General features: G+C 39.2%; 28 protein-coding genes. 16 read left to right on the top strand and 12 right to left on the bottom strand.

Going from position 1 to position 25288, the window contains the following annotated elements; genetic code table 11:
• Positions 1 to 79 precede the first annotated feature (79 nt).
• From CCS77_RS02120 to CCS77_RS10725, 15 genes are all read left to right on the top strand, one after another.
• Entirely contained in the window at positions 80 to 364 is a 285-nt protein-coding gene (locus CCS77_RS02120; protein WP_002942606.1) for an NADH-quinone oxidoreductase subunit I, read from the top strand.
• 102 nt (positions 365 to 466) lie between these two features.
• Positions 467 to 880, top strand: coding sequence for a nucleoside-diphosphate kinase (gene ndk / locus CCS77_RS02115; RefSeq protein ID WP_107916420.1), 414 nt, complete (start codon positions 467 to 469; stop codon positions 878 to 880).
• A 14-nt stretch (positions 881 to 894) separates the two neighbouring features.
• Positions 895 to 1254 carry a hypothetical protein gene (locus CCS77_RS02110; RefSeq protein WP_002942543.1) on the top strand — a complete coding sequence of 120 codons (360 nt, stop codon included), beginning with the start codon at positions 895 to 897 and terminating at the stop codon, positions 1252 to 1254.
• An 11-nt stretch (positions 1255 to 1265) separates the two neighbouring features.
• Positions 1266 to 1412, top strand: coding sequence for a 50S ribosomal protein L32 (gene rpmF / locus CCS77_RS02105; RefSeq protein ID WP_002942540.1), 147 nt, complete (start codon positions 1266 to 1268; stop codon positions 1410 to 1412).
• A gap of 3 nt (positions 1413 to 1415) precedes the next feature.
• Positions 1416 to 2405, top strand: a complete 990-nt coding sequence (gene plsX / locus CCS77_RS02100; protein ID WP_103598196.1) for a phosphate acyltransferase PlsX — start codon at positions 1416 to 1418, stop codon at positions 2403 to 2405.
• A gap of 3 nt (positions 2406 to 2408) precedes the next feature.
• Positions 2409 to 3413 carry a beta-ketoacyl-ACP synthase III gene (locus CCS77_RS02095; RefSeq protein WP_107916419.1) on the top strand — a complete coding sequence of 335 codons (1005 nt, stop codon included), beginning with the start codon at positions 2409 to 2411 and terminating at the stop codon, positions 3411 to 3413.
• A gap of 197 nt (positions 3414 to 3610) precedes the next feature.
• Positions 3611 to 4210 carry a peroxiredoxin gene (locus CCS77_RS02090; protein WP_002942572.1) on the top strand — a complete coding sequence of 200 codons (600 nt, stop codon included), beginning with the start codon at positions 3611 to 3613 and terminating at the stop codon, positions 4208 to 4210.
• Between the two features lie 122 nt (positions 4211 to 4332).
• Complete coding sequence (locus tag CCS77_RS02085) at positions 4333 to 5415, top strand: PilZ domain-containing protein (protein WP_009294380.1); 1083 nt, start codon at positions 4333 to 4335, stop codon at positions 5413 to 5415.
• 8 nt (positions 5416 to 5423) lie between these two features.
• On the top strand, positions 5424 to 7712 hold the full coding sequence (locus tag CCS77_RS02080) for an ATP-binding protein (RefSeq protein WP_107916418.1): 2289 nt from the start codon (positions 5424 to 5426) through the stop codon (positions 7710 to 7712).
• 59 nt (positions 7713 to 7771) lie between these two features.
• Positions 7772 to 8383, top strand: coding sequence for a glycerol-3-phosphate 1-O-acyltransferase PlsY (gene plsY, locus CCS77_RS02075; RefSeq protein ID WP_103607835.1), 612 nt, complete (start codon positions 7772 to 7774; stop codon positions 8381 to 8383).
• The gene (locus tag CCS77_RS02070; RefSeq protein WP_107916417.1) at positions 8380 to 8706 is read left to right on the top strand and encodes a dihydroneopterin aldolase; all 327 of its coding nucleotides are present in this window, start codon (positions 8380 to 8382) and stop codon (positions 8704 to 8706) included. Before plsY ends, CCS77_RS02070 begins: the two co-directional genes overlap by 4 nt.
• A gap of 76 nt (positions 8707 to 8782) precedes the next feature.
• Positions 8783 to 9454 carry a homeostatic response regulator transcription factor HsrA gene (gene hsrA / locus CCS77_RS02065; protein ID WP_002942555.1) on the top strand — a complete coding sequence of 224 codons (672 nt, stop codon included), beginning with the start codon at positions 8783 to 8785 and terminating at the stop codon, positions 9452 to 9454.
• A gap of 38 nt (positions 9455 to 9492) precedes the next feature.
• The gene (locus CCS77_RS02060; protein ID WP_188117583.1) at positions 9493 to 10710 is read left to right on the top strand and encodes a sensor histidine kinase; all 1218 of its coding nucleotides are present in this window, start codon (positions 9493 to 9495) and stop codon (positions 10708 to 10710) included.
• A 3-nt stretch (positions 10711 to 10713) separates the two neighbouring features.
• Positions 10714 to 12162, top strand: a complete 1449-nt coding sequence (locus CCS77_RS02055; RefSeq protein ID WP_107916416.1) for a Ppx/GppA phosphatase family protein — start codon at positions 10714 to 10716, stop codon at positions 12160 to 12162.
• Positions 12163 to 12727: 565 nt separating this feature from the next.
• Positions 12728 to 12862: a hypothetical protein gene (locus CCS77_RS10725; RefSeq protein ID WP_256372119.1), complete on the top strand. Its 135-nt coding sequence runs from the start codon at positions 12728 to 12730 to the stop codon at positions 12860 to 12862.
• A gap of 71 nt (positions 12863 to 12933) precedes the next feature.
• Here CCS77_RS10725 and CCS77_RS02050 read toward each other — a convergent pair whose 3' ends face one another.
• From CCS77_RS02050 to CCS77_RS01995, 12 genes are all read right to left on the bottom strand, one after another.
• Positions 12934 to 13812: an excinuclease ABC subunit A gene (locus CCS77_RS02050; protein WP_107916415.1), complete on the bottom strand. Its 879-nt coding sequence runs from the start codon at positions 13810 to 13812 to the stop codon at positions 12934 to 12936.
• Complete coding sequence (gene fliN, locus CCS77_RS02045; protein ID WP_002942551.1) at positions 13809 to 14126, bottom strand: flagellar motor switch protein FliN; 318 nt, start codon at positions 14124 to 14126, stop codon at positions 13809 to 13811. Before fliN ends, CCS77_RS02050 begins: the two co-directional genes overlap by 4 nt.
• Positions 14123 to 14542 carry a chemotaxis protein CheX gene (locus tag CCS77_RS02040; RefSeq protein WP_002942548.1) on the bottom strand — a complete coding sequence of 140 codons (420 nt, stop codon included), beginning with the start codon at positions 14540 to 14542 and terminating at the stop codon, positions 14123 to 14125. The genes fliN and CCS77_RS02040 overlap by 4 nt, the downstream gene beginning before the upstream one ends.
• A 77-nt stretch (positions 14543 to 14619) precedes the next feature.
• Positions 14620 to 15369, bottom strand: coding sequence for a tryptophan synthase subunit alpha (gene trpA, locus CCS77_RS02035; RefSeq protein ID WP_107916414.1), 750 nt, complete (start codon positions 15367 to 15369; stop codon positions 14620 to 14622).
• Positions 15362 to 16543, bottom strand: a complete 1182-nt coding sequence (gene trpB / locus CCS77_RS02030) for a tryptophan synthase subunit beta (protein ID WP_107916413.1) — start codon at positions 16541 to 16543, stop codon at positions 15362 to 15364. Before trpB ends, trpA begins: the two co-directional genes overlap by 8 nt.
• Positions 16536 to 17150, bottom strand: a complete 615-nt coding sequence (locus CCS77_RS02025; protein ID WP_107916412.1) for a phosphoribosylanthranilate isomerase — start codon at positions 17148 to 17150, stop codon at positions 16536 to 16538. Before CCS77_RS02025 ends, trpB begins: the two co-directional genes overlap by 8 nt.
• Before the next feature lie 7 nt (positions 17151 to 17157).
• Positions 17158 to 17883, bottom strand: coding sequence for an EcoRI family type II restriction endonuclease (locus CCS77_RS02020; RefSeq protein ID WP_103606795.1), 726 nt, complete (start codon positions 17881 to 17883; stop codon positions 17158 to 17160).
• A 1-nt stretch (position 17884) separates the two neighbouring features.
• Complete coding sequence (locus tag CCS77_RS02015) at positions 17885 to 18985, bottom strand: DNA adenine methylase (protein ID WP_107916411.1); 1101 nt, start codon at positions 18983 to 18985, stop codon at positions 17885 to 17887.
• Positions 18982 to 20586, bottom strand: a complete 1605-nt coding sequence (trpD, locus tag CCS77_RS02010; protein ID WP_107916410.1) for an anthranilate phosphoribosyltransferase — start codon at positions 20584 to 20586, stop codon at positions 18982 to 18984. Before trpD ends, CCS77_RS02015 begins: the two co-directional genes overlap by 4 nt.
• 83 nt (positions 20587 to 20669) lie before the next feature.
• The gene (gene recR / locus CCS77_RS02005) at positions 20670 to 21242 is read right to left on the bottom strand and encodes a recombination mediator RecR (protein WP_103570086.1); all 573 of its coding nucleotides are present in this window, start codon (positions 21240 to 21242) and stop codon (positions 20670 to 20672) included.
• The gene (locus tag CCS77_RS02000; RefSeq protein ID WP_107916409.1) at positions 21239 to 22495 is read right to left on the bottom strand and encodes an ArsS family sensor histidine kinase; all 1257 of its coding nucleotides are present in this window, start codon (positions 22493 to 22495) and stop codon (positions 21239 to 21241) included. Before CCS77_RS02000 ends, recR begins: the two co-directional genes overlap by 4 nt.
• Entirely contained in the window at positions 22492 to 23163 is a 672-nt protein-coding gene (locus CCS77_RS01995) for a response regulator transcription factor (RefSeq protein ID WP_009294394.1), read from the bottom strand. Before CCS77_RS01995 ends, CCS77_RS02000 begins: the two co-directional genes overlap by 4 nt.
• Positions 23164 to 23286: 123 nt before the next feature.
• Between CCS77_RS01995 and dnaJ the strand changes: the two genes are divergently transcribed.
• Positions 23287 to 24429 (top strand): molecular chaperone DnaJ, encoded by a 1143-nt coding sequence (dnaJ, locus tag CCS77_RS01990; protein WP_107916408.1) that lies wholly within the window; start codon positions 23287 to 23289, stop codon positions 24427 to 24429.
• Positions 24430 to 25288 lie beyond the last annotated feature (859 nt).

Here is a 25288-nt window from a genome sequence, read left to right as displayed (position 1 = left end):
ATGAAAATTTAAGAGTATATTTATATCATTTTCAGTTTTTTTTGATATTCTACGCCAAAATTTTATTTAAGGAGAAAAAATGTCTGTAAAAATAACCGATATATGCATAAGCTGTGGTTCATGCATCGATGAGTGCCCAGTTTCAGCTATTGTTGATGATAGCGATAACCCAACTGGAGCAGATACATACTATGTTTATTCAAACAAATGCGTTGAGTGCGTAGGCTACAACGACGAGCCAGCCTGTGCATCTGCCTGTCCAACTGATGGTTGCATCGTTTGGGATGCCGTAGTAGCAGGACAACCTTCACGTGATCAAATCGGTGCTGATGCTCGCACTGGCAGTACTCCGGTTATCCAATAAATTTACAAAATTTAGGCTCAAATTTGAGCCTATTTTATTTTTAAGCTTTATTTGATATAATTGCCAACTTCATTTAAATAACCTAAATTTTAAGGAAAATTTATGCAAAGAACACTTTCTATTATTAAGCCTGACGCTGTTAAGAAAAATGTTGTTGGAAAGATTATAGATAGATTTGAAAGCAATGGCTTAAGAATCGCAGCTGCAAAGAAAATCAAACTTAGCAAATGCGATGCAAAAGCATTTTATGCAGTTCATAAAAATAGACCTTTCTTCAACGATCTAGTTGATTTTATGGTAAGCGGACCAGTTGTGGTTATGGTTTTAGAGGGCGAAAATGCAGTTGCTAAAAACCGCGAGCTAATGGGTGCAACCAACCCAAAAGAAGCAGCTCCTGGCACTATTAGAGCTGATTTTGCTGATAGCATTGATGCAAACGCAGTTCATGGAAGTGACAGCCTAGAAAACGCTGTAAATGAGATAAATTTCTTCTTTGCTTCAAGAGAAATTTGCTAATTTTGGACTAAAACTTGATTATTCCGTTTTCTAAAATAGCAAACAAAGAGATAAACTTTGAGCTAGTAAGAAACAATGATCTAGTTTTTAGTGGAATTTTAAAAAGAAAAGATCCTTTTTTGGTAAAATGCCAAGGTACTATAAAGGGCGAGATAAAATATATTTGTGATCGATGTGGTGATGAATTTATGCTACCTATCGATCAAGACGTAGAGCTAAATTTAAGTGACGGTGTCTATAAAGACAGAGAAAATGAGCTTAGCGATACGGTTGAATTTTTTGATGGCAATATTGATTTAAAAGAAGTTTTTGAAAGTGAGTTAGAAGCTTTTAAGAGCGATTATTTTTATTGTGAAAAATGTAAAAATTTATAAAGGAGAGTAAAATGGCAGTACCAAAGCGAAGAGTGAGTCATTCTCGTGCAGCAAAACGTAGAACACATTACAAAGTTACACTTCCAGTGCCTGTAAAAGACAAAGATGGTTCTTGGAAAATGCCTCACCGCATAAACAAAACAACAGGTGAATACTAAAATATGATTCGCATTGCTATTGATGCTATGGGTGGTGATTTTGGTGCAGAACCTATAATATCTGGCGTTATCGAAGCACTGAAAGAGGCAGAATTTAAAGCTGTATTAGTTGGCGATAGCAATGCCATAAAACCACTCATTCCACAACCCTATTTAAAAAATATAGAATTTATAGAAGCTACCGAAGTCATCTCTATGGCTGACGGAGCGACAGACGCTCTTAAAAGAAAAGATAGCACGATCTACAAAGCTGTTGAGCTTTTAAAAGACAAAAATGTCGATGCTGTCGTTTCTGCTGGTCACAGCGGTGCTACTATGAGTTTAGCTACGTTAAGAGTTGGTAGATTAAAAAATGTATCTCGTCCAGCGATCGCTACGCTTATGCCTAATTCAAAAGAGACAGCTACTTTGGTTTTGGACGTTGGTGCAAATGTTGATTGCAGAAGCGAACACTTATTTCAATTTGCCATAATGGGCGAAGCCTATGCAAAAGAAATTTTAGGCAGAAAAGAGCCAAAAGTAGGTCTTTTGTCAAATGGCGAAGAAGAGAGTAAAGGCAATGAAGTCAGCAAAGAGGCTTTTAAACTAGTTTCTAGACTTGATAGCTTCGTTGGCAATGCAGAGGGCAATCAAATTTTTGATGGCAGCATTGATGTCATGGTTTGCGACGGTTTTATGGGAAATATCCTACTAAAAACAAGCGAAGGCGTCGCTGATGCCATAGGCAAGATCATCAAAAAGCAAGTTAAAAAATCACCCCTTGCTATGGCTGGATCGGTACTTATGAGAAAAGTTTTCAAAACTCTAAAAAAACAAGTCAGTTACGATGAGTATGGCGGTGCTCCGCTTCTTGGCGTAAATGGCTGCGTCATCATAAGTCACGGCAAAAGCAACTCAAAAGCTATAAAAAATGCAATCTTTCAAGCAATTAAATTTGCTAACTCGAATATAAATAAAGTTATAGAAGAAGAACTTTCACACTTTGCAAGGTAAAATATGCCAAAAGCTTCATTGATCTCCATTGCGTCATATGTCCCAGAAAAAATTTTAACAAATTTTGATTTTGAAAAAATGGTCGACACGAGCGATGAGTGGATAGTGAAGCGAACCGGTATAGAACAAAGACATATCGCAACGACTGAGATAACAAGCGATCTTGGCACAAAAGCTGCTGAGCTAGCTATAAAACGCTCAGGGCTTGAAAAATCACAAATCGACGCGGTAATCTGCGCTACGATATCTCCAGATCATCTTTGCATGCCTTCAACTGCCTGCAAGATAGCTTCAAATTTAGGCTTAAATTTTGGCATTACAGCTTTTGATATAAGCGCAGCTTGCACAGGATTTATCTATCTTTTAGAGCTTGCAAATTCTCTTATCATAAGTGGTGCTAAGAAAAATGTCTTGATCATAGGAGCTGAAAAACTAAGCTCGATAATCGACTACACAGATAGAAGCACATGCATACTTTTTGGTGACGGAGCTGGCGCTGCTGTGATAAGCGCTAGCGAAGAAAATGAGATCATCGACATCCACACTGCAAGCGATGGCAGACAGGCTGAGCTTTTGATAACTCCAGGATGTGGTAGTGCATTTCCAGCTAGCGATGAGACGCTAAAAAATAGACTAAATTTCATCCACATGAGCGGGAATGAGGTCTTTAAGATAGCGGTTCAAACGCTTAGCAAAAGCGTGATAGAAATTTTACACGCAAACAAAATGCAAAGCGAAGATATCGACTTTTTCATACCTCATCAAGCAAATATCAGGATAATAGACGCCGTAAAAAATAGGCTAAATTTTACAGACGAGCAGTGTGTTTTGACAGTTGCAAAATATGGCAACACAAGCTCTGCTTCGATCCCAATGGCTATAAATGATGCTTACGAGGATGGGCGCATCAAAAATGGCTCTGTTTTGCTTCTTGATGCATTTGGTGGTGGCTTTACTTGGGGTTCGGCGATACTAAAATTTGGCGGTAGAAATTTTAGCGATCTGTAATTAATCGCTTCTATACCCAAAACTTTAAATTTAATAAAATTTCTACAACATCTTCTATAAATTTTTAAAAATTTCCATTCATTTTCAAATGCATATTAAAATTACACTGTTTTAAATTTTTAGATCTATTTAATTAGAATTTAAATTTTTATGGATATAATTTCGCAATCAATAAAATTTATTATTAAGGAGAAAAAATGTTAGTAACAAAAAAAGCACCTGACTTTACAGCTGCAGCAGTTTTAGGAAACAATCAAATTGTAAATGATTTCAACCTTTACAAAAACATCGGCGAAAAAGGCGCTGTTGTATTCTTCTATCCAATGGACTTTACATTCGTTTGCCCAAGCGAGATCATCGCATTTGATAAAAGATATGACGAGTTCAAGTCACGCGGTATCGAAGTTATCGCGGTTTCTTGCGACAACCAGTTCTCACACTTTGCATGGAAAGAGACTCCAGTAAATAAAGGCGGTATCGGCAAAGTTCGCTTCCCGATCGTAGCTGACATGACAAAATCAATCGCTCGTGGCTTTGACGTACTTCTAGAAGATGCTGGCGTAGCACTTCGCGGATCATTCTTACTTGATAAAGACGGCACAGTTCGCCACGCAGTTATAAATGACCTACCACTTGGCAGAAACATCGACGAGATGATTAGAATGGTAGATACTATGTTATTTACAAACGAGCACGGTGAAGTTTGCCCAGCTGGCTGGCACAAAGGTGACGCTGGTATGAAACCAAGCACTGAAGGTGTTGCTGACTACCTTTCACACAACGAAAGCAAACTATAATTATTCAAATTTCTAGGCAGCTTTGCCTAGAAATTTCCTCTCTACACAAATTTAAATATTTTTTTAATATAACTTTATATATGATAGCGATGTTTTAATAAATAACCTTTTTTGGAGACCCCATGGAGTTTAAGGGCAGGCAAGAACTTGTCGAAAATTGCGAGGATTGCATACTTGGTTTAAGAGCTAAATTTATAGATGAGGGCATCAAATTTTGCAGACAACTAACCCTTGTAGTGCCACACGAGCAGATGAAAATTTGCCTTGAGAGTATCTTTGACGCGCTACTCATCCAAAAACCAAATGCCACACAAATTCGCGACGACTTAAACAGCCTAATACCAAAACTAAACGCAAAAGATGAGCTAGTAAATTTCTTGCTCTTAAATTTGACACTAAATTTTAGTCATGCTTGCGACGATGCAGTATATGTGGGCTATTTTGTAAATGCTGTCTCAAGAATGAAGGAAATTTTATATAACACGCAGGATCACCAAGAAGCCACGGTAAAAACGATGATCGATACTGGCTCATTTTTTTACGAAGATCCGATCAACACATTTACACGCATGAAAAATGCCAAGGTCCGCCCTGAGTTTTTAAATTTATACGACGGACTAAATATAAAATACGAAGCCGAAATTTTAGAGGTTAAAGAAGATAGCGTCGTTTTTCGCGTAGATATGATGCAAATTTTAGCTATGAAGCAAGATGGCAAGGGCTTTATCCTGCCAAACAGCTTCTTCTCAAAGCAACTTCGCGCCGACATCATCGACTACAATATCGCCGATAAAAGTGTCACCCTTTCAAATTTCTCGCGCACAGCGACCATGCATGCAAACAAGAGAAAATTTCAGCGCGTCTTGCCAAACCGCTTTACCAAAATTTCTCTAAAAGGCGAGCAAGGCGAGCTTGTTGGCAGCCTTTATGACATCTCAGAAGGCGGCATGAGCATATTAAGCTCACAAGCTACAAATTTTAAAGACGGCGAAGAGTTGGAGGCAAATTTTGACATCATGCTCTCACCAGATGAAGTAAAAAACGTCTCTTTGAAGCTAAGGCTCGTCACTGAGCTAGCATACAAGGGCTACATCAGATACTGCATGCAGCTAGTTGATGATGACAAAACGATAAAAGACTTCACACAAAAGCGCGTCAAAGAGACACTGGACGAGCTTCGCTCACGCATAAATTTATACGAATAAGGCAATTAGTGAAAACCATACAAGAGAATTTAAAGCTTTTTTACATCGGACTAAAAGATAAAGAGCCATTTTTTTATAAAAACAAGGACCTAACCACCCACGCAGCCATTATCGGTATGACTGGCAGCGGCAAAACAGGCCTTGGTATCACACTTTTAGAAGAAGCCTGCATAGACAATATCCCCTCCATCATCATCGATCCAAAGGGAGATATCACAAATTTAGCCCTCACCTTTCCGCAGATGAGAGCGGAGGATTTTTTGCCTTATGTCGATGAAGCAGAGGCTACAAATAAAGGTCAAAGTGTAGAGGAATTTGCCACCTCTCAGGCCGAGCTTTGGAGAAACGGCATAGAGTCGAGCTTTCAAGACCTTGAGCGAGTAAAAATTTTAAAAGATAGCGCTAGCTTTAATATCTACACACCAAAAAGCTCAGCTGGCATAGGTGTGGCGCTACTTAGCGACTTTGCCTGCCCAAATATTAGTGACGAAGAAATTTTTAGCAACTATATAAACTCACTCGCAGCGTCGGTGCTATCGCTTATTGGCATGAGTTCAGAGGATATGAGCTCAAAAGAGCAGCTGCTTATTTCCACTATATTTGAGACTAAATTTAAAGAGCAAAAAGACGTCAGCATCGAAGAGCTTATAAATTTCATAGCAAATCCGCCGTTTAAAAAGATAGGCGTTTTTGATGTAGATACCTTCTATCCAAGCAGTGAGCGTCTAAAGCTTGCCATGAAGATAAACGCACTCATCGCAAGTCCAAGCTTTAAGGGCTGGACGCAGGGCGTTAGACTTGAAATTTCAAAGATGCTTTTTGACGAAAACGGCAAAGCAAAGTGCAATATCTTTACGATCTCACACCTAAATGACGCTGAAAGGATGTTTTTTGTCACCCTTTTACTAAACGAGATCATCGCGTGGATGCGCGGCACAGAGGGCACTAGCTCACTTAGAGCGATCCTATATATGGATGAAATTTTTGGCTTTTTTCCGCCAAACGCAAATCCTCCGTCAAAAACGCCTATGCTCACACTTTTAAAACAAGCCCGTGCATTTGGTTTGGGCTGCGTTTTAAGCACGCAAAACCCAGTCGATCTTGACTACAAAGGCCTTAGCAACATCGGCACTTGGTTCATCGGCCGTCTCCAAACAGCGCAGGATAAAGCCCGCGTGATCGACGGGCTAAGCGGCATCGCAGACTCAAGCTTAGACAAAGCCTCACTTGAAAATCTCATATCAAATTTAGCCAAAAGAAATTTCTTACTCAAAAATATAAACGAAGATGGCCTAAGCGTCATCTCCACGCGCTGGGCACTTAGCTACCTAAAAGGTCCGCTCAGCCGCGAGCAAATTTCAAATTTGATGAAAGATAAAAAAGAAAATTTAAGCAGCCAAGGCGTAGATAAAAGCGAGATGAAATTTAGCGCAAAACCTATCATCTCAAGTGCGATCACGCAGCTTTATGCTAGCTCAAAAAGCCTCACACCAAATTTACTAGCAAGCGCAAAAGTGAGAATTTATGACGCCAAAAAAAGCATAGATAGCGTTTGTGAGGTGAGCTATCTTTACGAGCTTAGTGAAAACGACAAAGAGCCAAACTGGAGCGAGGCTAGCGAAGGCATGCACGTTGATGCGAGCGAAAATGAGCCAAGCGGCGCAAGCTTTGCTACTGTGCCAAATTTCGTAACGAGCGCTAAAAATTTTAACGCTTTAGAGAAAGAATTTAAAGAGTTTTTGTATAGAAATTTCAAATTTAACACCTTTGAAGCGATGGGAATTTACTCAAAAGAAAACGAGTCAAAAGAGGAGTTTTTCATAAGACTTCAAGATAAGTGCAATGAAATTTTAGAGGAGCAAACCGCAAAGCTCACTGCTAAATTTGAAAAAGAGCAAAAGAGCTTGCAAGATAAGCTAAACAAAGCCCTTGCAAAGCTTGATAAAGAGCAAAAAGAGATGACCACAAGCGGCCTTGATGCGGCTATAAATATAGGCGCAAGCATATTTGGAGCGATATTTGGCAACAAGCTCTTATCTCGCCAAAACGCCGGCAAGATCGCATCAAGTGCAAGAAGCGCAAACAAGGTCTTAAAAGAGCGAAGCGACGTCAAGCTTAGCGAGCAAAGCGTAAATGATATAAGCTTAGCCATAAGCGAGCTCGAAGAGAAATTTGCACAAGAGTGCGATGCGCTAAAAGAGGCGAATGATGTTAAAAACATCACGATAAACGAAACGCAAATTTCGCCAAAGAAAAGCGACATCTACGACGAAAAAATCGTGCTTTTGTGGAGATGATTTATAAAAAAATTAGTATTTTTTTAATATCATATCTCTTTAAATTTAAAAGGTAAAATATGCAAAATTTAATACTTTATGCCGTTAGCTACCTGCTTGGCAGCATCCCATCAGGGCTCATACTAGCAAAAATTTTCGGACATGTTGATATAAAAAAAGAGGGCAGCAAAAGCATAGGCGCGACAAATGTTTTAAGGGTTTTAAAGCAAACAAACCCAAAACTCGCCAAAAAATTAGCCATTTTAACAGTAGTTTGTGACGTTTTAAAGGGCGTTTTGCCACTTATCGTAGCCTCTTTGCTTGGAGCTAGCCAAAGCGTGCTTTGGACGATGGCAGTTTTAAGCGTTGCGGGGCATTGTTTTTCTATATTTTTAGGCTTTCAAGGAGGCAAAGGCGTGGCGACCGGGGCTGGCGTGCTCGCATTTTTCTTGCCAGTTGAGATCATAATCGCTCTTGTCGTTTGGTTTTTGGTCGGTAAATTTTTAAAGATAAGCTCTCTAGCCTCGTTATGCGCGCTGATAGCTCTCATCGCATCAAGCTTTATTATCCACCCAGAGCTTGATGAAATTTACACTCACGCGCCGATCCTTATCATTGCTTTTTTGGTAGTTTATAAGCACATACCAAATATCGTTCGCCTGCTTTCAGGCAAGGAGCAAAAAGTCGTATGAAAAGTGAAATAATAACGATCATTAAGGATTATAAATTTCAAACCGTTATCGGGATGTTTGACTTTGAGCGAGTTGCAAAGCAAGAGGTAAAAGTAAGCTTAGAATTTCGCTCGACTAGCTTGATTGATTATGTTTTGGTGGCGGATTTTATAAAAGACTTTTACAATGAGATGAAATTTCAAAGCGTAGAAGAGTCGCTAGAAGCAACCTGCAAAGCGCTAAAAGAGAGGTTTAGCTCGCTTACTAGCTTAGATATGGAGATTTTAAAAACCGAGATTTTACCAAGCGCAATCGTCGGTGCAAAAATCAGCACTGTTTTTTAAAAATTTATTAAAGTATCTTGAAATATTTCTTAATTTATGATACAATCGACCATAAATTTTAGTTTAAGGAAAAGAAATGCGTATTTTAATAGTAGAAGACGAAGTAACGCTAAATAAGACGATTGCTGAGGGCTTGCAAGAGTTTGGTTATCAGACAGATAGCTCTGAAAATTTCAAAGACGCTGAGTACTACATCGGCATCAGAAACTACGACTTAGTTTTAACTGACTGGATGCTTCAAGATGGTGACGGCGTTGATCTTATAAACATCATAAAACATAAATCTCCACGTACTTCAGTCGTAGTTCTTTCTGCAAAAGACGACAAAGAGAGCGAGATAAAAGCGCTTAGAGCTGGCGCTGATGACTACATCAAAAAACCATTTGATTTTGACATTTTAGTGGCTAGACTAGAGGCTAGACTACGCTTTGGCGGCACAAATATCATCAAGATAGACGAGCTTATCATCAACCCTGACGAAGAGAAGATCACATATCTTGGCCGTGACATCGAACTAAAGGGCAAGCCATTTGAGGTGCTTACTCACCTTGCAAGACACTCAGATCAGATCGTATCTAAAGAGCAACTACTTGACGCTATCTGGGAAGAGCCAGAGCTCGTAACTCCAAATGTTATCGAGGTTGCTATTAACCAAATTCGCCAAAAAATGGACAAACCGCTAAATATTTCGACAATAGAAACTGTTAGAAGACGCGGATATAGATTTTGCTTTCCCAAAAAAGCTTAAGAAATAGATTTATACTGCAATTAGCATCTGGTGCGATGATGCTAATTGCCGTTGTTTCGGTGATGCTCTATCACTACATAAGAGTCACCGTTTTTCAAAGCGTAGTTAGTGAGTTAAACCAGCAAGCCACAGCTTATAAAAACAATCCACAAAATTTCAATCCTAACAATCTAAAAACTTTTACTATAGAAATCCCAAACAAAACTCTAGCCACCGTAAAAGTGGGCGAGCTTAAAGGCGAAAAGCCCTACCTTGTGATGCAAAAGATAAAAGATAAGAGTATAACCACTCTAACAACAAGGCTAGATGACAGTAGCTACTTAGTCCTAGAAAAAGAGACGACGCTTCAAAGCCAGATAGTCGAAGAAATTTTTATAGATATTATAATCGTAAACGTCACAGCGATACTTTTGGTGCTTTTTTATGCACTATTTTTATCAAGAATGCTTTTAATACCTATAAAAATTTTAAGTCACAAGCTTACAAATTTAGATGAGAAATTTCTAAAAGAAATCGATATCAAAAGCTTGCCAGACGAGTTTCTGCCACTTGGTAATAGCATAAATAGGCTAATTACTCGCATACAAACTTTTGTCTTATACCAAAAAGAGCTCTTTGTAGGCGTTGCACACGAGCTAAAAACTCCACTTGCTGTCATGAAAACCAAAAATGAAGTTACGCTTTTAAAACCAAGAGATAGCGAAAAATACATAGAAGCGCTAAAATCAAATAACGAAGCGATCAACGGCATGAACGCTATGATAGGCTCGGTCCTTGAGATAGGTCGTCAAGAGGGCGCGCAGTTTGAAGAGCCAGTAAATACCGACGTGATCGCATTTTTGAAAAAACTAGGCAAAAACTACGAGGTGCTCGCAAAAGGTGAAGAAAAAAATCTCGCACTCGATCTAAAACCTGAAATTTTTAATCTAAATATCCAAACCAGCCTACTAACTCACATCGTGCAAAATTTCGTCCAAAATGCTATCAAATTTTCTCCAAAAAATAGCACGATTACAATTAGCTCAAAGCTTGAAAAGAGCAAATTTATCATCGAGGTTACCGACGAAGGCGTGGGTATAGACGAGAGCAAGGACTTGTTTGCTCCATTTAAAAGATACGGCAACAAAGGTGGTGCTGGACTTGGACTATTTCTCGCAAAGGGCGCAGCACAGGCACTTGGCGCTGAGATATCTATAAAAAATAGAGAGAACACAAACGGAGCAGTTGCAAGCCTCGTTTTAAATTTAAAAGGATAAAAAATGGCAAAGAGAACCGCAGTGATCGATCTTGGCTCAAATTCTATGCGTATGGCGATATTTGAGCGCACGTCACGCTTAGCATTTTTTATACTAGCTGAATATAAAACCAAAGTGCGACTGGGCGAAGGTGGATACGGCTCAAACAACGAAATTTCAGAAGCTTCAATGCAAAAAGCGATCAAAGCTTTTGGCGAATTTGATAACATCATAAAAAGCTACAAATGCTCCAAAGTCCTATGTGTAGGCACTTCAGCGCTTAGAGATGCTCCAAACTCATGCGTTTTGATCTCTCTTTTAAGAAAAAAACTTGGCATAAATTTAAAAGTAATTGACGGCAAAGAAGAGGCTACTTTTGGAGCGATAGCGGCTAAAAATTTGCTTCACAATCTAGCCGAGTGCGTCACTATCGATATCGGCGGAGGCTCGACCGAGCTTGCTAGGATAAGTAACGGCAAGATAGTCGATGTCCTCTCACTTGATATAGGCACGGTTAGGCTAAAAGAGCTGTTTTTTGATAAGAAAAATTTAAACAAACTACCCAAATTTCTATCACAGATCACAGCGCAGATAGATGAGCGATTTAAGTGTCCAAATTTAATAGCCATCGGCGGCTCTTTAAGAGCGATCTCATCAGCCATAATGAGCAAAAATTTATATCCGCTCTCATCGCTGCATGGCTTTTGCTACAAGCTTAGCGACGAGCAAGCCTACATCGAGAGCATCGCAAACGTTAGCGTGCTTGAACTAAATAAATTCCCTATAAAAAAAGATAGATATGACACCATAAGAGAGGGCGCACATATATTTTTAGCCCTTGCCAAGGCGCTAAATGCCAAAAACGTCATCACAAGTGGCGTTGGCGTAAGAGAGGGCGTATTCTTAAAAGACTTTTTGCGTCCAAGTCTTAAATTTCCAGAAAATTTTAACCCAAGCGTCAAAAGCCTGCAAGACCGCTTCATTCTCTCTTGCAACAAAGCCGTGGCAAGATACGCAAAGGATATTTTTGTGGCGCTTAAAAAGCTTCATGGGCTAAATGAGAGCTATCTTGAGACGCTGCTAATTGCTGCAAAGCTCCACAACATCGGTCAAGAGATAGGCTTTTACGGCGATCACAAAAACTCAGCCTATATCATACTAAATGCCCTAAACTACGGCTTTTCACACGAGCAAAAGGCACTAATAGCCGCAGTCATCGGCACAAATGGCAAGAAAAATATTTATGAGTTTGAAAAGTATAAAAATTTATTACCAAAGGCTGAGTGTGTAAGGTGGCTAAGCTTCATCCTTGCGCTAGCCAAGGCACTTGATATAACCTGTGAGAAGTTAAATTTAAGCTTTGAGTTTAGCGGTCACACACTAAAAATAGAGGGCGCAAAAGAATTTGCTATGGCAAAAGAAGAGATAAAAAAGATCGCAAAACCTGAAATTTTTGCCATTTCGTTTGTATAGGTCAAAAGTAGCTGGTATTTTTAAAAAAACGCTAGTGTATTTGGGCAAATTTTAAATTTATTTCATTCTAAAAACGAGACTGAGCGACTATTGCTTGAGATTACGAGATAGCAAAATCTATTCACTACGTTAGCAGCGCATGAGTTAGCGTATATTACATATGATTATGAGCGAGCGCATCACACTTCTAAATTTAGTAAGCCGCTAAGGCGAATGTAAAAAGTTTTCAAATTTGTAAATTTGCTTTATTAAAGCAGGCAAGTATCAGGCAAATTTTAAAATTTCATGAACGAGTAATTTCGGCTCTAAAATTTGAGCTAAGCTGTAAGCGAAGCCAAATTTTAGTAGTCAATTTTTGCGAGTGAATGGAATTTTAAAATTTGTAAAGACAGTTTGATTAAATTAATAAATTCTTTTTATCCAAAAGGGAGACAAGGGGACTTGAATTTTGCTTCGCAGGCTCGCAACTGCGTGGCAGACACGAAGCCGTCTCCTTATCTCCCTTCAGATCCCTCGTCTGCTTGCAGTTACGAGACGAAGTCGAAGTAAAGCCCGACGACGTTAGATGTGGCATGCAATGGTGCTTGCGCACTGCATGCGGTTAGAAATTCAAGCAAATTTTAAAATTTATGAACGAGCATATCACAGCTCTAAATTTAGTGGCGAGTGGCTACGAGACCTAAATTTAGTAGTCTGCTAAGGCGAGTGAGTAAGATTTTACAATTTGCGAAAATGCTCTTCTAAATTTTTAAATTTAGTAGCGAAGCGGGACTAAAATTCCCCGCTCATTTTATCTTTGTAGTTATTTAGGCTATTTTGGCGCTCTTGCAAAAATGAGCCAAGTTTTTTCTTATTTTCTTCAAAAAATACCGCAAAGTCCTGCTCATTTTGGATCTTCTCTTCGCCAAAGCTATCAAGCATGACGTTTGAGTTGCCAACTATCACTAAATAGCGTCTATTTTCGTAGCTTAGAAGCATTAGCTTGTTTGTGCGGTCAAGATATTTTTCATAGATGATATTGACGCCGCTATTTTGATTTTTAAGCAGCCAGTTCATCGACTTTGTGTCGTTTTGTGGTTGATTTTGTGGCGTTTTGAACCCGCTAAAGTCACTACTTTTTGAAGTGATATATCTTTTAAAAACATATAAAAATATAAGAAGCGCGATGAGCACACTTAGGACGATGAAGTATCTCGAATCAATATTAACCATAGGTTCATTTTCTGTCTTTGGCGTGCTAGCAGTTTCTATCTTTGCGCTAGCTTGAGGCATATTTTGCACCTGCGTTTTTGTGTTTTTTAGCGTTACACGGATGCGAAGTCCGAAGCTATCTGTTGTCTTTGAAGCATTTACGATGATCGCATCGTTTGAGCGTAAATTTAAAACTAGAGAGTTTTGCTTTGGCTCGATCTCAAGCTCTTGAATGATCTTTGAATTTATATCCTTGCTCGCGCTTTGATCGTAGCTTAGAGAATTTAGTATCAAAGAGGTAGTATCTTTTTCACGCTTTTGAAAGATGTTGCCCTCATACGGCGCATCAAAGCTAAGCATGATATCGACCCTATCGGTGCGCTCATAGATGTTGTATGTTAGCAAGTTTGAGGCAAAGATCTGCGTAGCAAAAAGCACAAAAAATAGTATAAATTTCATAAAAGTTCTTTTTTGAAGTACTGAATAACTGACTTTGAGTCCAAAATTTCATTTATCCTGATGGCTAAATTTTTCTCATAAACCATTACTTCGCCTTTTCCAAAAATTCTATTATTTATATATAGCTCCACGCTCTCGCCAGCTGGTTTTTCGAGGTCTATGACCGAGCCAGCTTCAAATTTCAAAAGCTCATTTATGCTAACTGTGGTAGTTCCTAGCTCAGCTATAAAATCAACGCTTATATCCATAAGCTCGTCATAGCTCTTAAAAAGCCCTAGCTGTTCTAGTGTCTCTATCGCACCTTCGTCGTTCATTGTATCTTGTAGCCTATTTGAAATGTTCTATTTTTTATCTTATATATAAATTTCTCTTTTAGCTTTATGCCAAAATTCTCAACCTCGCCCAAAAACTCAGGCGTTCCGAGTTTATAAGCATTTGGCTCTTTTTCATTTAGCAGATTTTTAGCCTTGCCGATGATCTGATTAGCTATCTCTTTGCAAAGATCGTCCAAATCGCCACCATCGACATCTTCGTGACCAAAAAAGGCATTCATAAAAATTTTCAAAGTATCTTTTTTAAAAAATAGATAAAACTGATACTCGCTTTTACCCTTATAAACTGGTATGCTAGCCCCGTAAAATCCCTTACCAAGGCTCTTGCCAAACTCTAAATCCAGCCCCAAAGTATCCTTGCAAAGATAGCTCGTGGCTTCATCTATAACTTTTCTCATATCTCTTCCTTAAGACTTGAAATGCGCGTTAATTATACTTTGGCTTTACTAAATTAGCTATAAATTTATTAAGCATTTTAAAAGAGTTTATCGACTTCTTTAACTAGCTCTTTTGCGCTAAATTTGGCGCAAAGCTTGACTATTTGCGTGCCTATGATCGCAGCGTCAGCGTACTTTTTAACCTCACCAACGTCCTCTTTGTTTTTGATGCCAAAGCCCACAGCCACTGGTAGATCGCTCTTTTTCTTAAGCTCTAGGACTAAATTTTTTATCCTATCTTCATCGGCTCTTTTTGAACCGCTAACGCCGATAGCACCTAACACGTAGATAAATCCTGAGCCAAATTTTAATATCTCATCCGCCCTGCCCCCAGAGGTGACGCTAATAAGTGGCACAAGGCATAAATTTAGCTCTTTGCACTTTAGAGCAAACTCCTCACACTCCTCACAAGGAAGATCCGGCACGATAAAGCCGCTAACTCCAGCTTCACGTGATCTTTTTAGAAATTTATCAACGCCATAAGCAAAAATGATGTTGTAATAAACTAGAAAAACAAGTGGCTTTGTCACTTTTGCCTTGCAGCCCTCAAGCATATCAAAGACAACGTCGGTATTTACGCCACTTTGAGCTGTCTCAAAGCTAGCTTGCGCGATGAGTTTGCCATCAGCCAGCGGGTCAGAGTATGGGATGCCGATCTCAAGCAGATCAAGCGTGCTCTCATCTAAATTTTCTAAAAATTCCTTAGTTTTTTCTAAGCTTGGATAACCAGCCACGATGTAGCCGATGTTTGCCTTTTTGCCGTTAAATGCGCTTCTAACCTTATCCATAAATTTTTCCTTTTTCGTAGCCGATAACTGTGTTTATGTCCTTATCGCCCCTGCCTGAGATATTTACGACGATGACGCTTTTTTTATCAAGTTTTGGGCAAAGTTTCTCCAGATACGCCACCGCATGCGCGCTCTCGATGGCTGGGATGATGCCCTCCATCTTGCTTAGAAAATACAAGGCATTTATGCACTCATCGTCGGTCACGGCTTCGTATCTTACCCTTTTGATGTCGTTTAGGTGGGCGTGCTCTGGGCCGATGCCTGGATAGTCAAGACCTGCTGAGATGCTATGCACTGGCGAGATCATGCCGTACTCATCTTGCAAGACCGTCGTTTTCATGCCGTGGATGATGCCGGTTTTGCCCTTGCTAAGCGTAGCTGCGTGATAAGGGGTATCTATGCCAAGGCCGCCAGCTTCTATACCTACTAAATTTACGCTCTCATCGTCCAAAAACGCACTAAAAATGCCAATAGCATTACTGCCGCCGCCAACGCAAGCGATGACGTAATCCGCCTTTTTGCCGTAGTCTGCAAGCTGGGCTTTTGCCTCTGTGCCGATCACGCTTTGAAAGTCACGCACGATCTTTGGATATGGGTGTGGGCCAACGGCTGAGCCAATGACATAAAACGCGCTTTCTATCTCATTTACCCACGCTTGTATGGCCGCCGTAGTCGCCTCTTTTAGTGTTTTTAAGCCATCTTCTACGCTCACCACTTTTGCGCCAAGAAGCTGCATACGAAAGGCGTTTAACTGCTGTCTAGCCACATCTGTTGCGCCCATATAGACGTCACACTCTAAGCCCAAAAGTGCCGCTGCAGTCGCTGTTGCCACGCCGTGCTGACCAGCTCCAGTCTCAGCTAAAATTTTCTTTTTACCCATTTTTTTAGCAAGCAGTGCTTGAGCAAGAGCGTTATTTATCTTGTGCGCGCCCGTGTGGTTTAGATCCTCTCTTTTTAGGTAAATTTCATGTCCGTAGTGCTCGCTTAGGCGCTTTGCAAAAAAGAGCGGACTAGGCCTGCCAACGTAGTTTTTCAAAAGATCATTAAGCTCGTCTTTAAACTCTTTTGTCTTTGCGATGCTCTCATAAGCATTTTCTAGCTCATCAAGGGCAAACATCACCGTCTCAGGCACGAACTGCCCGCCAAATTTTCCAAAATACGCCTTACTATTCATCTTCTACCTCACCTATGATCTTTAAAATTCTCTCTATCTTTTGCGCATCTTTTATGCCGTTTTCGTCCTCGACTTTTGAGTTGATATCGACTAGATATGGCCTAAATTTCAGCGCCTCTTTTATGTTGTGCTCGCCTATGCCCCCAGCCATGCCAAATTTAAATTTAACCTCTTTTAAAATTTCCCACTCAAAACTGGTACCGTTTCCACCGGCATTTTCGCCCTTGCAGTCAAAAAGCGCCATGTCAAAATGCTTAAAATCAACCTCTGGTAAGCTATCTTTGACGCTAAAAACCTGCCAAATCTCAAGCACCATATCTTTTAAATTTGCCTCTAAATTTTCACTCACCACTCCATGCACCTGAGCCACGTCAAGACCAGCAAACTGGCAAATTTCCATTATCTCGCAATCACTTTGCTCCGCAAAAACGCCAACTACTTTTTTGCCCTTGCTGTGGGCAAATTTCGCTATCTGCCTAGCTAAATTTAGCTCGACCTTTCTTTTGCTTTTGGCAAATATCAGCCCGATAAAATCAACATCCAAAGCACAAACCGCACTTGCCTCATCTAGCGTTTTGATGCCACAAATTTTAACTAGAGATTTCATTTTTGACCTAAAAAATATAATATCGCAAACTTGTTTCAGCGATTTCTTTCATTATTTCAAACATTTCATCTATACTCCATTCATGTTTTCTAAAATACATGCTAACTGGAGAAAATTTATTATGTTCACTATTACCATCTAATTTAAAAATATATGTTTTATTAAGGTAATAAAATTCATTCATAGTGCTTAATTTTGAAAACATATTTTTAGTACTAATATCTTTCTCGTTAAAATCATCACCACTTCCGAAACAAACAAAAGGAGTTATGTCTTCGTGATTCATCATAGCCCTTATGCCAATCAAATTTTTTCCTAAACGTTCTATAGCATTGCCTCTTGCTTGTCTTTTAAGACCTTCTTCCTCTCTCTTATCATTTGTTCCTTGTCGTTTAACCTCAGCTGCCAAAATAAGTTTCTGATAATTGTCATCATCTCGTTTTTTTAATATTAAAAAACCACCATCTGGCTTAATTGCATTACTTTTCCAAGATGTATCGAATTGCTTTCTAATACCTCCATTTTTTATATTAGCCATCATTTCATCAAGAGATAGTTTTGAACTAAATTCTATATAGAATCCATTGAAATTAGTTATATCGCTAAATCTTTCTTCTATATAGCTAATCGTTTTTTTCATAGACTGGGCTATATTTTTATCATCAAGTTTAGACTTAGTATTTTTTGGTTTGTGCTGATTTTTGTTTTTTCTTAGGTCATTACTACTTGCCATATTAAACCTTTTTTACAATATAAAGATATTCTGTTACATATAAGGAGCGGTTGTTTAAATTTCTACTAGCACGATAGGTTGGATACTTAATTTCGTGTTTTATAACTTTACCTATTTTAGACAAATTTAACAAAAATTCATTTTCACTAATAAATCCTTCCGAATTAAAAGAAATAATCAAATATTTAGATGGAAAGTTTGTTAGTAATGTAAAAAATTCCTCTGCTGCCTTTGATTTTTTATTAAAATTTGAACGATTCCAATCATTTGGTATACCAGATACTTCACTAATAGTTTCAATTTTTGGTGCTTTAAAATTTGCTATTAAATTTAACATAAAATAGTTTGATCCATAAGGATGTTGATTATATGGCGGATCAAAATATGCTATATCTGTTACAGACAGATGACTAGCTAATTTTAAAGCATCTTCCTGATATACCTCAAAATCACTTTTAAATTTTGAAAAAATAGGTTTTTTTAGTGAAATTTCACCTAAAATTCTAGTCAGAGCATTTTCTCCGCTTCCACCAAATTTACCAATTCCATTTTTATCCTTATAAAAGCCTTTAAAAACGCCTCCAGTATTTGAATGAATACTTGCCTCACTAAGAAGTGGTGCTATAAAAAAATGTTGAAATTTTAGGTCTATTTTTTCTATAGATTTACGTAAGCCACCAATTATAAGTGCATTTTTGCGGGTGAAAAAAACTCTTTCTCCTTTACTAATATTCTCATCATTTTTTGGAGCATAAAGCTCGCTAATAAAACTTTCGCATGGATTAAAATTAGATAAAATCTTCTTAAAATTTTGATCTATTTGATCCCTAAGCTCATCTGAAAAATTCGATAGATAACATAAATTTATAATACGAGAGTAAGACTCTAGGTCATTTGCAATAACTAAATTTGAATGTGCTTTGGCTGCTCTTGCAACCACGCCTGAACCGCTAAAAACATCCACAAAGCTTATTTTATCCCTTTTGAGTTCGTTTTTTATTTCATAAATGACTTTTAAAATTTCATTTATTATTGAACGTTTGTTCCCAAGATAACTAATCAATTGTTCCTTTAAAAAAGCAGGGTTTTCAGAATTTTTCAAATGACATCCCTTATAAACTCTTCATAAAATTTATACGCCTTACCAGAATTTATAGCCTCTAAAACCATTTTTTTGGCCTCGTCTGGGCTCTTTGCGCCATCAGACGCGTAGAGTGCAAACATCGCGTTAAAGACCACGATGTCAAATTTCGCCCCCTGCTCCTCGCCTTTTAGCGTGCGTATCAAGGTTTTGGCGTTTTCTTCAGGTGTGCCGCCCTCAATATCGCTGTGAAGCGCTCTTTTAAAGCCAAACTGCTCTGGCGTGATGCTGTATTCAAAAATTTCGCCATTTTTTAGCTCCACAACACTTGTTTCACTGCAAAGTGTGATCTCATCAAGTCCGTCATCTCCGCGAACGACCAAAGCGTGCTTTCTGCCAAGTATCTTAAGCGTCTGGGCGTAGAGTTTTAAAACAGGCTTATGATAGACGCCAACTAGCTGATTTGTAAGGTTTAAATTTGGATTTAAAAGCGGTCCAAGCACGTTAAATACGGTTCTTATGCCAAGTCTTTGGCGCACTTCTCTCACCTCGCCAACTAGCGGATGGAAAAATGGAGCGTGGAAAAAGGCTAAATTTTTACTAGCTAAATTTTCACGCTGTTTTGCCAGTGATTTTTCACTTTTTACGCCTAAAATTTCAAGCACATCAGAGCTGCCTGACTTGCTTGAAACTGCCTTGTTGCCGTGTTTTGCGACCTTTATGCCAAGGCTTGCAAGGATAAATGCCACAGTAGTTGAGATATTTATCGTCTTAAAGCCATCGCCTCCAGTGCCGCAAAGATCGATCATAGGCGTATCGTCGCGGTAAGTTTGCGAGTATTTTAGGATATTTTTTGCAAGCGCAGCGAGGCTTTTTGGATAGAGGCTCTTTTCGCTAATAAGCACTAAAAGGGCTGAAAGCTGCACGATCTCGTACTCTTTGCTGGCTATTATCTCGCAAATTTGCTCAAAGTCGCTATCATCAAGTGGGATGTTTTCTTGAAGCTTGATAAGATATGGCTTGAGTGAGCGAATCTTTGGCTCTTTTACCTCTTTTTTTGCCTTGTAATTTACAAAATTTTCAACTATCTTTTTGCCGTATTGCGTGAAGTAGCTCTCAGGGTGAAACTGGATGCCAAAGATCGGCTTATCTTTAACGCTAAGTGCCATAACTACGCCATCATCGCTCACCGCATCAGCGCTTAAGCTAGCTGGGAGCTCATCGACATAGAGTGAGTGGTAGCGCATAACTTCAAAACGATCAGGCAGCCCTGCAAAAAGTGGCTCTTTATTTTTCACGTCGATAAATGAGGTCTTGCCGTGAAGTGGGTCGTCTAGTCTTTTTATCTTTGCACCAAAACTAAGCCCTATGGCTTGGTGTCCAAGGCAAATGCCAAGCACTGGCACGCCAAGGTCTGCTTTTAAAATTTCTAAACAAACTCCACTATCTTTTGGGTGCTTTGGCCCTGGGCTTAGGATGATCTTACTTGGGTTTAGTTTTTTGACCTCTTCAAGCGTTATCTTATCGTTTCTAACGCATCTAATCTCTTCGTTTGTGAGCTCTTTTACGTACTGTTCGACGTTGAAGACAAAACTATCGTAGTTATCTATAAGTAAAATCAATCTCTATCCTTTTAAATTTAGCGGCGATTGCGCAGACTAAATATTATAAATTTAGGTGAGATTATAACTAAAAGAAATTTTAATTAGGCTTTTGTGCGGCTCTCGTAGGCTTTTAAGAGTGAGAGCATATCGACATTTTCTAAATTTACACCAGTTGGCACGCCTTGAGCGATCTTGCTAAATGAAATTTCACTCATGGCAAGCTTATCCTCGACGTAAAGCATGAGCGCGTCTGAATTTAGCCCCGGCGTAAAGGCAAAGACGACCTCTTTTGAGCCATTTTGCTTGATAGCACTTCGCAGCCTCTCTATGGCATCCTCGTCGATCTCGTCAAGCACGAAGTAAAGGCCATTGTAGATGCCATTTTGCTCAAAAACCAAGATATCTTTTGGGCTCTCAACCAGCAAGATGACCTCGCTATCCCTACTCTCATCGCTGCAAATGTCGCAAATTTCATTTTCGCTTAGCCCGCCACAACGCTCACATCGCTTGATAAATCTCACCGCATCTTCGATATTTTGCGCGAGCCTTAGCCCCGCAAAGCTATCTTGCATGCAGACAAAATAGGCAAATCTTGCGGCTGATTTTTTACCCACACCTGGCAGCTTGGCAAAAGACTCGGTTAGCTCGTTAAATTTCTCTAAGCCCCTTTTCATGCGCGTTTTGCCTTTGCACGAAGTAAAATTTTAAAGACGTGATAGCCGTCTTCGTAGTCGTAAGCAAGCTCAAATTTTTGCATCTGGCAAATTTGCTCGATGATGTAAAGTCCAAGCCCCATACCGCTCCCAGCACTCACTTTATCGCCTCTAACAAAGGCTTGTTTATAGTAATCAATCGGGTGATTTAGCTTTTTGCCTAAATTTTTAACCGCTATAAATTCACTATCGCAGATCAAGATGGCTTTCTTATCCTCTGCGTATTTTAGGGCATTGTCTATCAAATTTTTAATCGCCAAACTAAAAAGCTGAAAATCAACTCTTAATATGACGTCATCTCTAATATCACAGCTCACACGCTCCTCAAATTTATCAAGCATGAGCATATCTTGCACCTGCTCTAAAATGAGCGAAAAATGGCACTCTTGATAGTTTAGCGCGTAGCTTTTTGAAAGGAGCTGCTCGACCTTGCTAAATTCATTTATAAGCATCTCGAGGCGCTCAAAAACGTTTATGAGTCTCATCTTTTGAGTGTCGTTTGCGACCATTTCAGAGACGATCCTGCCCTTGCCAATAGGCGTCTTTAGCTCATGCATGATCGCACGTAAAAATAGCTGCCTTGAGCGAATTAACTCTCTGATCTTGCAAACGGCGTTGTCAAACTCAACTGCGACCTGCCCGATCTCATCTTGCTCGTTTTCATTTAGCCTAGCAGTCATCGCCATCTCCATATTTCCGCTGGCAAATTTCCTGATATCTTTGCTCAGTCTTCTAAGCGGCAAAAGGCTTCTAAGCACCGAGACATAAAGCGAGATAAGTAGAGCCGAGATGATCAAAAATGCCACCCAAAGTGGGTCATTTACGTGTCTTGCGTCGTTGCTCTCAAGTAGCAGCTGAAAAGATGGATTTTTGATAAGTAGATACAAATCACCTTTGTAATTAACAGACTGCATCATGCCAAGAGGTGTGTGCTGCGTAAAAATGGCGTTTCCGCTTGAGGTAACTGAGGTGGCTAAATTTTTGTTGCCGACGTATTCTAAGTTGAAATTTTTAAAGTAGTGCTCCAAATCTCTTGGAGGATTGCCACGCTCGTAAAGCGCCACAAGATAGTTCATGGCGCTTATTTGCTTATCTTTTAGCTTCTCAAGCGCACTTTCTTGCTGAATGTTTGCAAATGTCACAAAAAGCAAGCACATCAGCGAGAAAGCGATGGCAAAGATTATAGTTATCTTGGTGGTTATGGAGTATTTCATCCGATAAGCTTATATCCTATGCCTCTAACTGAAAATATATGTTTTGGCGCTTTTGAGCTGTCGCCGATCTTTGTTCTAAGGCGTCCGATGATGACATCTAGGCTCTTTGAGTCCTTGTCTTTTAGGCTCTTGCAGTTATAAACTAGCTGCTCTCTTGATACTGAAAAGCTGTGCTGTTTGATGAGATAGGTTAAAATTTCATACTCAGCTGGTGTTAGAGCAAGAGCCTCGTTATTAAAGTAAATTTCATGGCGCTTGTCGTCTATCCTAAATGCGCTATCAACGACCTCTTCTTGAACTTCGTTTGTCTTTTTATATCTTCTAATAAGACTTGTGATACGAGCATACATCTCTTTTGGATCGTATGGTTTTGGCAAATAATCATCCGCTCCAAGCTGAAGGCCAACGACCTTGTCACTGATGTCACTGCGAGCTGAGCTTATGATGATAGGGATGTCATATTTTTGGCGAATTTCTTTGCAAACTTCAAGACCATCAATGCCAGGTAATGTAAGATCAAGTATGAGCAGGTCATAGTTTTTTATCCCTGCACTTAGCCCTAGATATGGGTCTTCAAAGTTAGTCACTTTTATATTAAAACTGTCAAGATATTCAGATAAAATTTGTGCAAATTCTGGATCGTCTTCTATCATTAAAACGTTAATCATAAATCATCCTTTTCATTGAAAAATAGTAGAGATTATACGGCAAAAATGTAAATTTTTTTTTAAATTTAAACTTTTTTGGATAAAATCTCACATTTAAAATAAGCTTAATAAACAAGGAAAAATGTGGAGTTTGATTATTACGAGATCCTTGAAATTTCAAGAAATGCAAGTGGCGACGAGATAAAAAAAGCCTTTAGAAAGCTCGCTTTAAAATACCATCCAGACAGAAACGCTGGTGACAAAGAGGCTGAGCAGAAATTTAAACAGATAAACGAAGCCTATCAGGTCTTAAGCGATGAGCAAAAGCGCTCAATATACGACAGATACGGCAAAGAAGGGCTTGAGGGTAGATTTGGCAGTGGCGGTGGCTTTAGCGCTGATTTTGACCTCTCAGACATTTTTGACTCGTTTTTTGGTGGCGGTTTTGGCGGTGGCTCTAGACAGAGAAAAAGACGAAGTGAAAAATACTCAGCCGACCTTGAAATTCCTATAAATTTAGAGTTTAATGAAGCTGTTTTTGGCTGCGAAAAAGAGATCAAATTTGATCAAAAAGTGCCTTGCCCAACATGTAACGCCACAGGCAGCAAAGACGGCAAAAACAAAACTTGCCAGCACTGCGGCGGAAGCGGCAGGATCACGCGCGGAAATGGCTTTATGAATATCGTTCAAGAGTGCCCATACTGCCACGGATCTGGCGAAGTGATAAGCGAGCCATGCCCTGATTGCAATGCAAAAGCTTATAAAATCCAGCAACAAAGCGTCAAGGTCACGATCCCAGAGGGCGTTGATAGTGGCATGAGGATGAGGGTCGCTGGTAAAGGCAACATCGGTGCAAACGGCGTTCAAGGCGATCTTTATGTGAGCATAAATGTAAAAGACGACAAGCACTTCATACGCCACAACGATGATGTTTATATAGAAATTCCAGTATTTTTTACCCAAGCTGTTCTTGGTGAGAGTATAAAAATCCCAACTCTTCGCGGTGAAGCCGAGCTAAAACTACCAGTTGGCGCGAAAGATAAACAGCAATTTGTCTTTGAAAACGAGGGCATCAAGGGTGTAAATTCACGCAAAAAAGGCAGACTTGTAGCTCAAATTTCTATCCAAACACCTGATAAGCTAAGTGACGAGCAAAAAGAGCTTTTAAACAAGCTTCAAGCTAGCTTTGGCATAGTTTCAGGCAAGTCAAGCACCGATGAGAGCGTCTTTGACAAGATAAAAAGCTGGTTTAAAGGCGATGAGCCAAAAGGCAAAAAGAAAAAATAAATTTAAATTTGTGGCGTGAAATTTGGCGTCACAAATTCTTTCAAAATAAATTTTATATCCTAATTTTTACAAGTAAATTTCACACAAATTTTAAAATTTATGAGCGAGCATATCACACTTCTAAATTTAGCGGCGAATAGTTATGAGCCCTAAATTTAGTAAGTTGCTAAGGCAAGCGGGTAAGATTTTAAAATTTGCAAATTTTTTTATCAAGTCAAATAAGTGTCTGACAAATTTTAAAATTTCATGAACGAGTAATTTCGGCTCTAAAATTTGAGCTAAGCGGCAAGCGAAGCCAAATTTTAGTAGTCAATTCTTGCGAGTGAATGGAATTTTAAAATTTACAAAATAGCAAATTTCTCTTTTAAAAATACAGACCTTAAATTTAAAAACTCTTTTATCCAAAAGGGAGACAAGGGGGACTCGAGTTACGAGGCCGTCCCCTTATCCCCCTTTTTAAATCCCCCAATCCCCTCGCACGTTAGAGGTGCATGCAATGGCGCTAGTGCACTGCATGCGTTTTGTTATCAGGTGAATGTAATGCAAATTTTAAAATTTATGAGCGAGCAATTTCGGCTCTAAAATTTGAGCTAAGCGGAAAGCGAAGCCAAATTTTAGTAGTCAATTCTTAGGGGTGAGTGAAAGTTTAAAATTTGCAAAACAATCTAATCAAATTTAAATGTTTGCTTCTTTGTTAAGGGGGAAGAGGCTTGAATTACGAAGTCGCTCCCTTCCCCCTTAACAATCCCCTAACCCCGACAACGTTAGATGTGGCATGCGTCAGTGCTAAAGCACCGCATGCGTTTTATGTGAGAGAATTTATAACAAATTTTAAATTTAGATCCGGCATATCACGGCT

Origin of the sequence: Campylobacter concisus (genome assembly GCF_003048375.1) — a bacterium.
Taxonomy (GTDB): Bacteria; Campylobacterota; Campylobacteria; order Campylobacterales; family Campylobacteraceae; genus Campylobacter_A; species Campylobacter_A concisus_T.
This window is presented reverse-complemented; position numbering and strand designations above follow the sequence as displayed.

Excerpts from the sequence above, each read along its gene's own strand:
- ndk (WP_107916420.1), top strand. The coding sequence starts at position 467 with ATGCAAAGAACACTTTCTATTATTAAGCCTGACGCTGTTAAGAAAAAT.
- CCS77_RS02085 (WP_009294380.1), top strand. The coding sequence starts at position 4,333 with ATGGAGTTTAAGGGCAGGCAAGAACTTGTCGAAAATTGCGAGGATTGC.
- plsX (WP_103598196.1), top strand. The coding sequence starts at position 1,416 with ATGATTCGCATTGCTATTGATGCTATGGGTGGTGATTTTGGTGCAGAA.
- CCS77_RS02020 (WP_103606795.1), bottom strand. The coding sequence starts at position 17,883 with ATGGCAAGTAGTAATGACCTAAGAAAAAACAAAAATCAGCACAAACCA.
- trpA (WP_107916414.1), bottom strand. The coding sequence starts at position 15,369 with ATGGATAAGGTTAGAAGCGCATTTAACGGCAAAAAGGCAAACATCGGC.
- CCS77_RS02055 (WP_107916416.1), top strand. The coding sequence starts at position 10,714 with ATGGCAAAGAGAACCGCAGTGATCGATCTTGGCTCAAATTCTATGCGT.
- CCS77_RS02095 (WP_107916419.1), top strand. The coding sequence starts at position 2,409 with ATGCCAAAAGCTTCATTGATCTCCATTGCGTCATATGTCCCAGAAAAA.
- CCS77_RS02060 (WP_188117583.1), top strand. The coding sequence starts at position 9,493 with ATGCTAATTGCCGTTGTTTCGGTGATGCTCTATCACTACATAAGAGTC.
- recR (WP_103570086.1), bottom strand. The coding sequence starts at position 21,242 with ATGAAAAGGGGCTTAGAGAAATTTAACGAGCTAACCGAGTCTTTTGCC.
- rpmF (WP_002942540.1), top strand. The coding sequence starts at position 1,266 with ATGGCAGTACCAAAGCGAAGAGTGAGTCATTCTCGTGCAGCAAAACGT.
- CCS77_RS02070 (WP_107916417.1), top strand. The coding sequence starts at position 8,380 with ATGAAAAGTGAAATAATAACGATCATTAAGGATTATAAATTTCAAACC.
- hsrA (WP_002942555.1), top strand. The coding sequence starts at position 8,783 with ATGCGTATTTTAATAGTAGAAGACGAAGTAACGCTAAATAAGACGATT.
- CCS77_RS02000 (WP_107916409.1), bottom strand. The coding sequence starts at position 22,495 with ATGAAATACTCCATAACCACCAAGATAACTATAATCTTTGCCATCGCT.
- fliN (WP_002942551.1), bottom strand. The coding sequence starts at position 14,126 with ATGAACGACGAAGGTGCGATAGAGACACTAGAACAGCTAGGGCTTTTT.
- CCS77_RS02040 (WP_002942548.1), bottom strand. The coding sequence starts at position 14,542 with ATGAGAAAAGTTATAGATGAAGCCACGAGCTATCTTTGCAAGGATACT.
- CCS77_RS02050 (WP_107916415.1), bottom strand. The coding sequence starts at position 13,812 with ATGAAATTTATACTATTTTTTGTGCTTTTTGCTACGCAGATCTTTGCC.
- CCS77_RS02120 (WP_002942606.1), top strand. The coding sequence starts at position 80 with ATGTCTGTAAAAATAACCGATATATGCATAAGCTGTGGTTCATGCATC.
- CCS77_RS10725 (WP_256372119.1), top strand. The coding sequence starts at position 12,728 with ATGTGGCATGCAATGGTGCTTGCGCACTGCATGCGGTTAGAAATTCAA.
- CCS77_RS02090 (WP_002942572.1), top strand. The coding sequence starts at position 3,611 with ATGTTAGTAACAAAAAAAGCACCTGACTTTACAGCTGCAGCAGTTTTA.
- trpB (WP_107916413.1), bottom strand. The coding sequence starts at position 16,543 with ATGAATAGTAAGGCGTATTTTGGAAAATTTGGCGGGCAGTTCGTGCCT.
- plsY (WP_103607835.1), top strand. The coding sequence starts at position 7,772 with ATGCAAAATTTAATACTTTATGCCGTTAGCTACCTGCTTGGCAGCATC.
- CCS77_RS01995 (WP_009294394.1), bottom strand. The coding sequence starts at position 23,163 with ATGATTAACGTTTTAATGATAGAAGACGATCCAGAATTTGCACAAATT.
- CCS77_RS02025 (WP_107916412.1), bottom strand. The coding sequence starts at position 17,150 with ATGAAATCTCTAGTTAAAATTTGTGGCATCAAAACGCTAGATGAGGCA.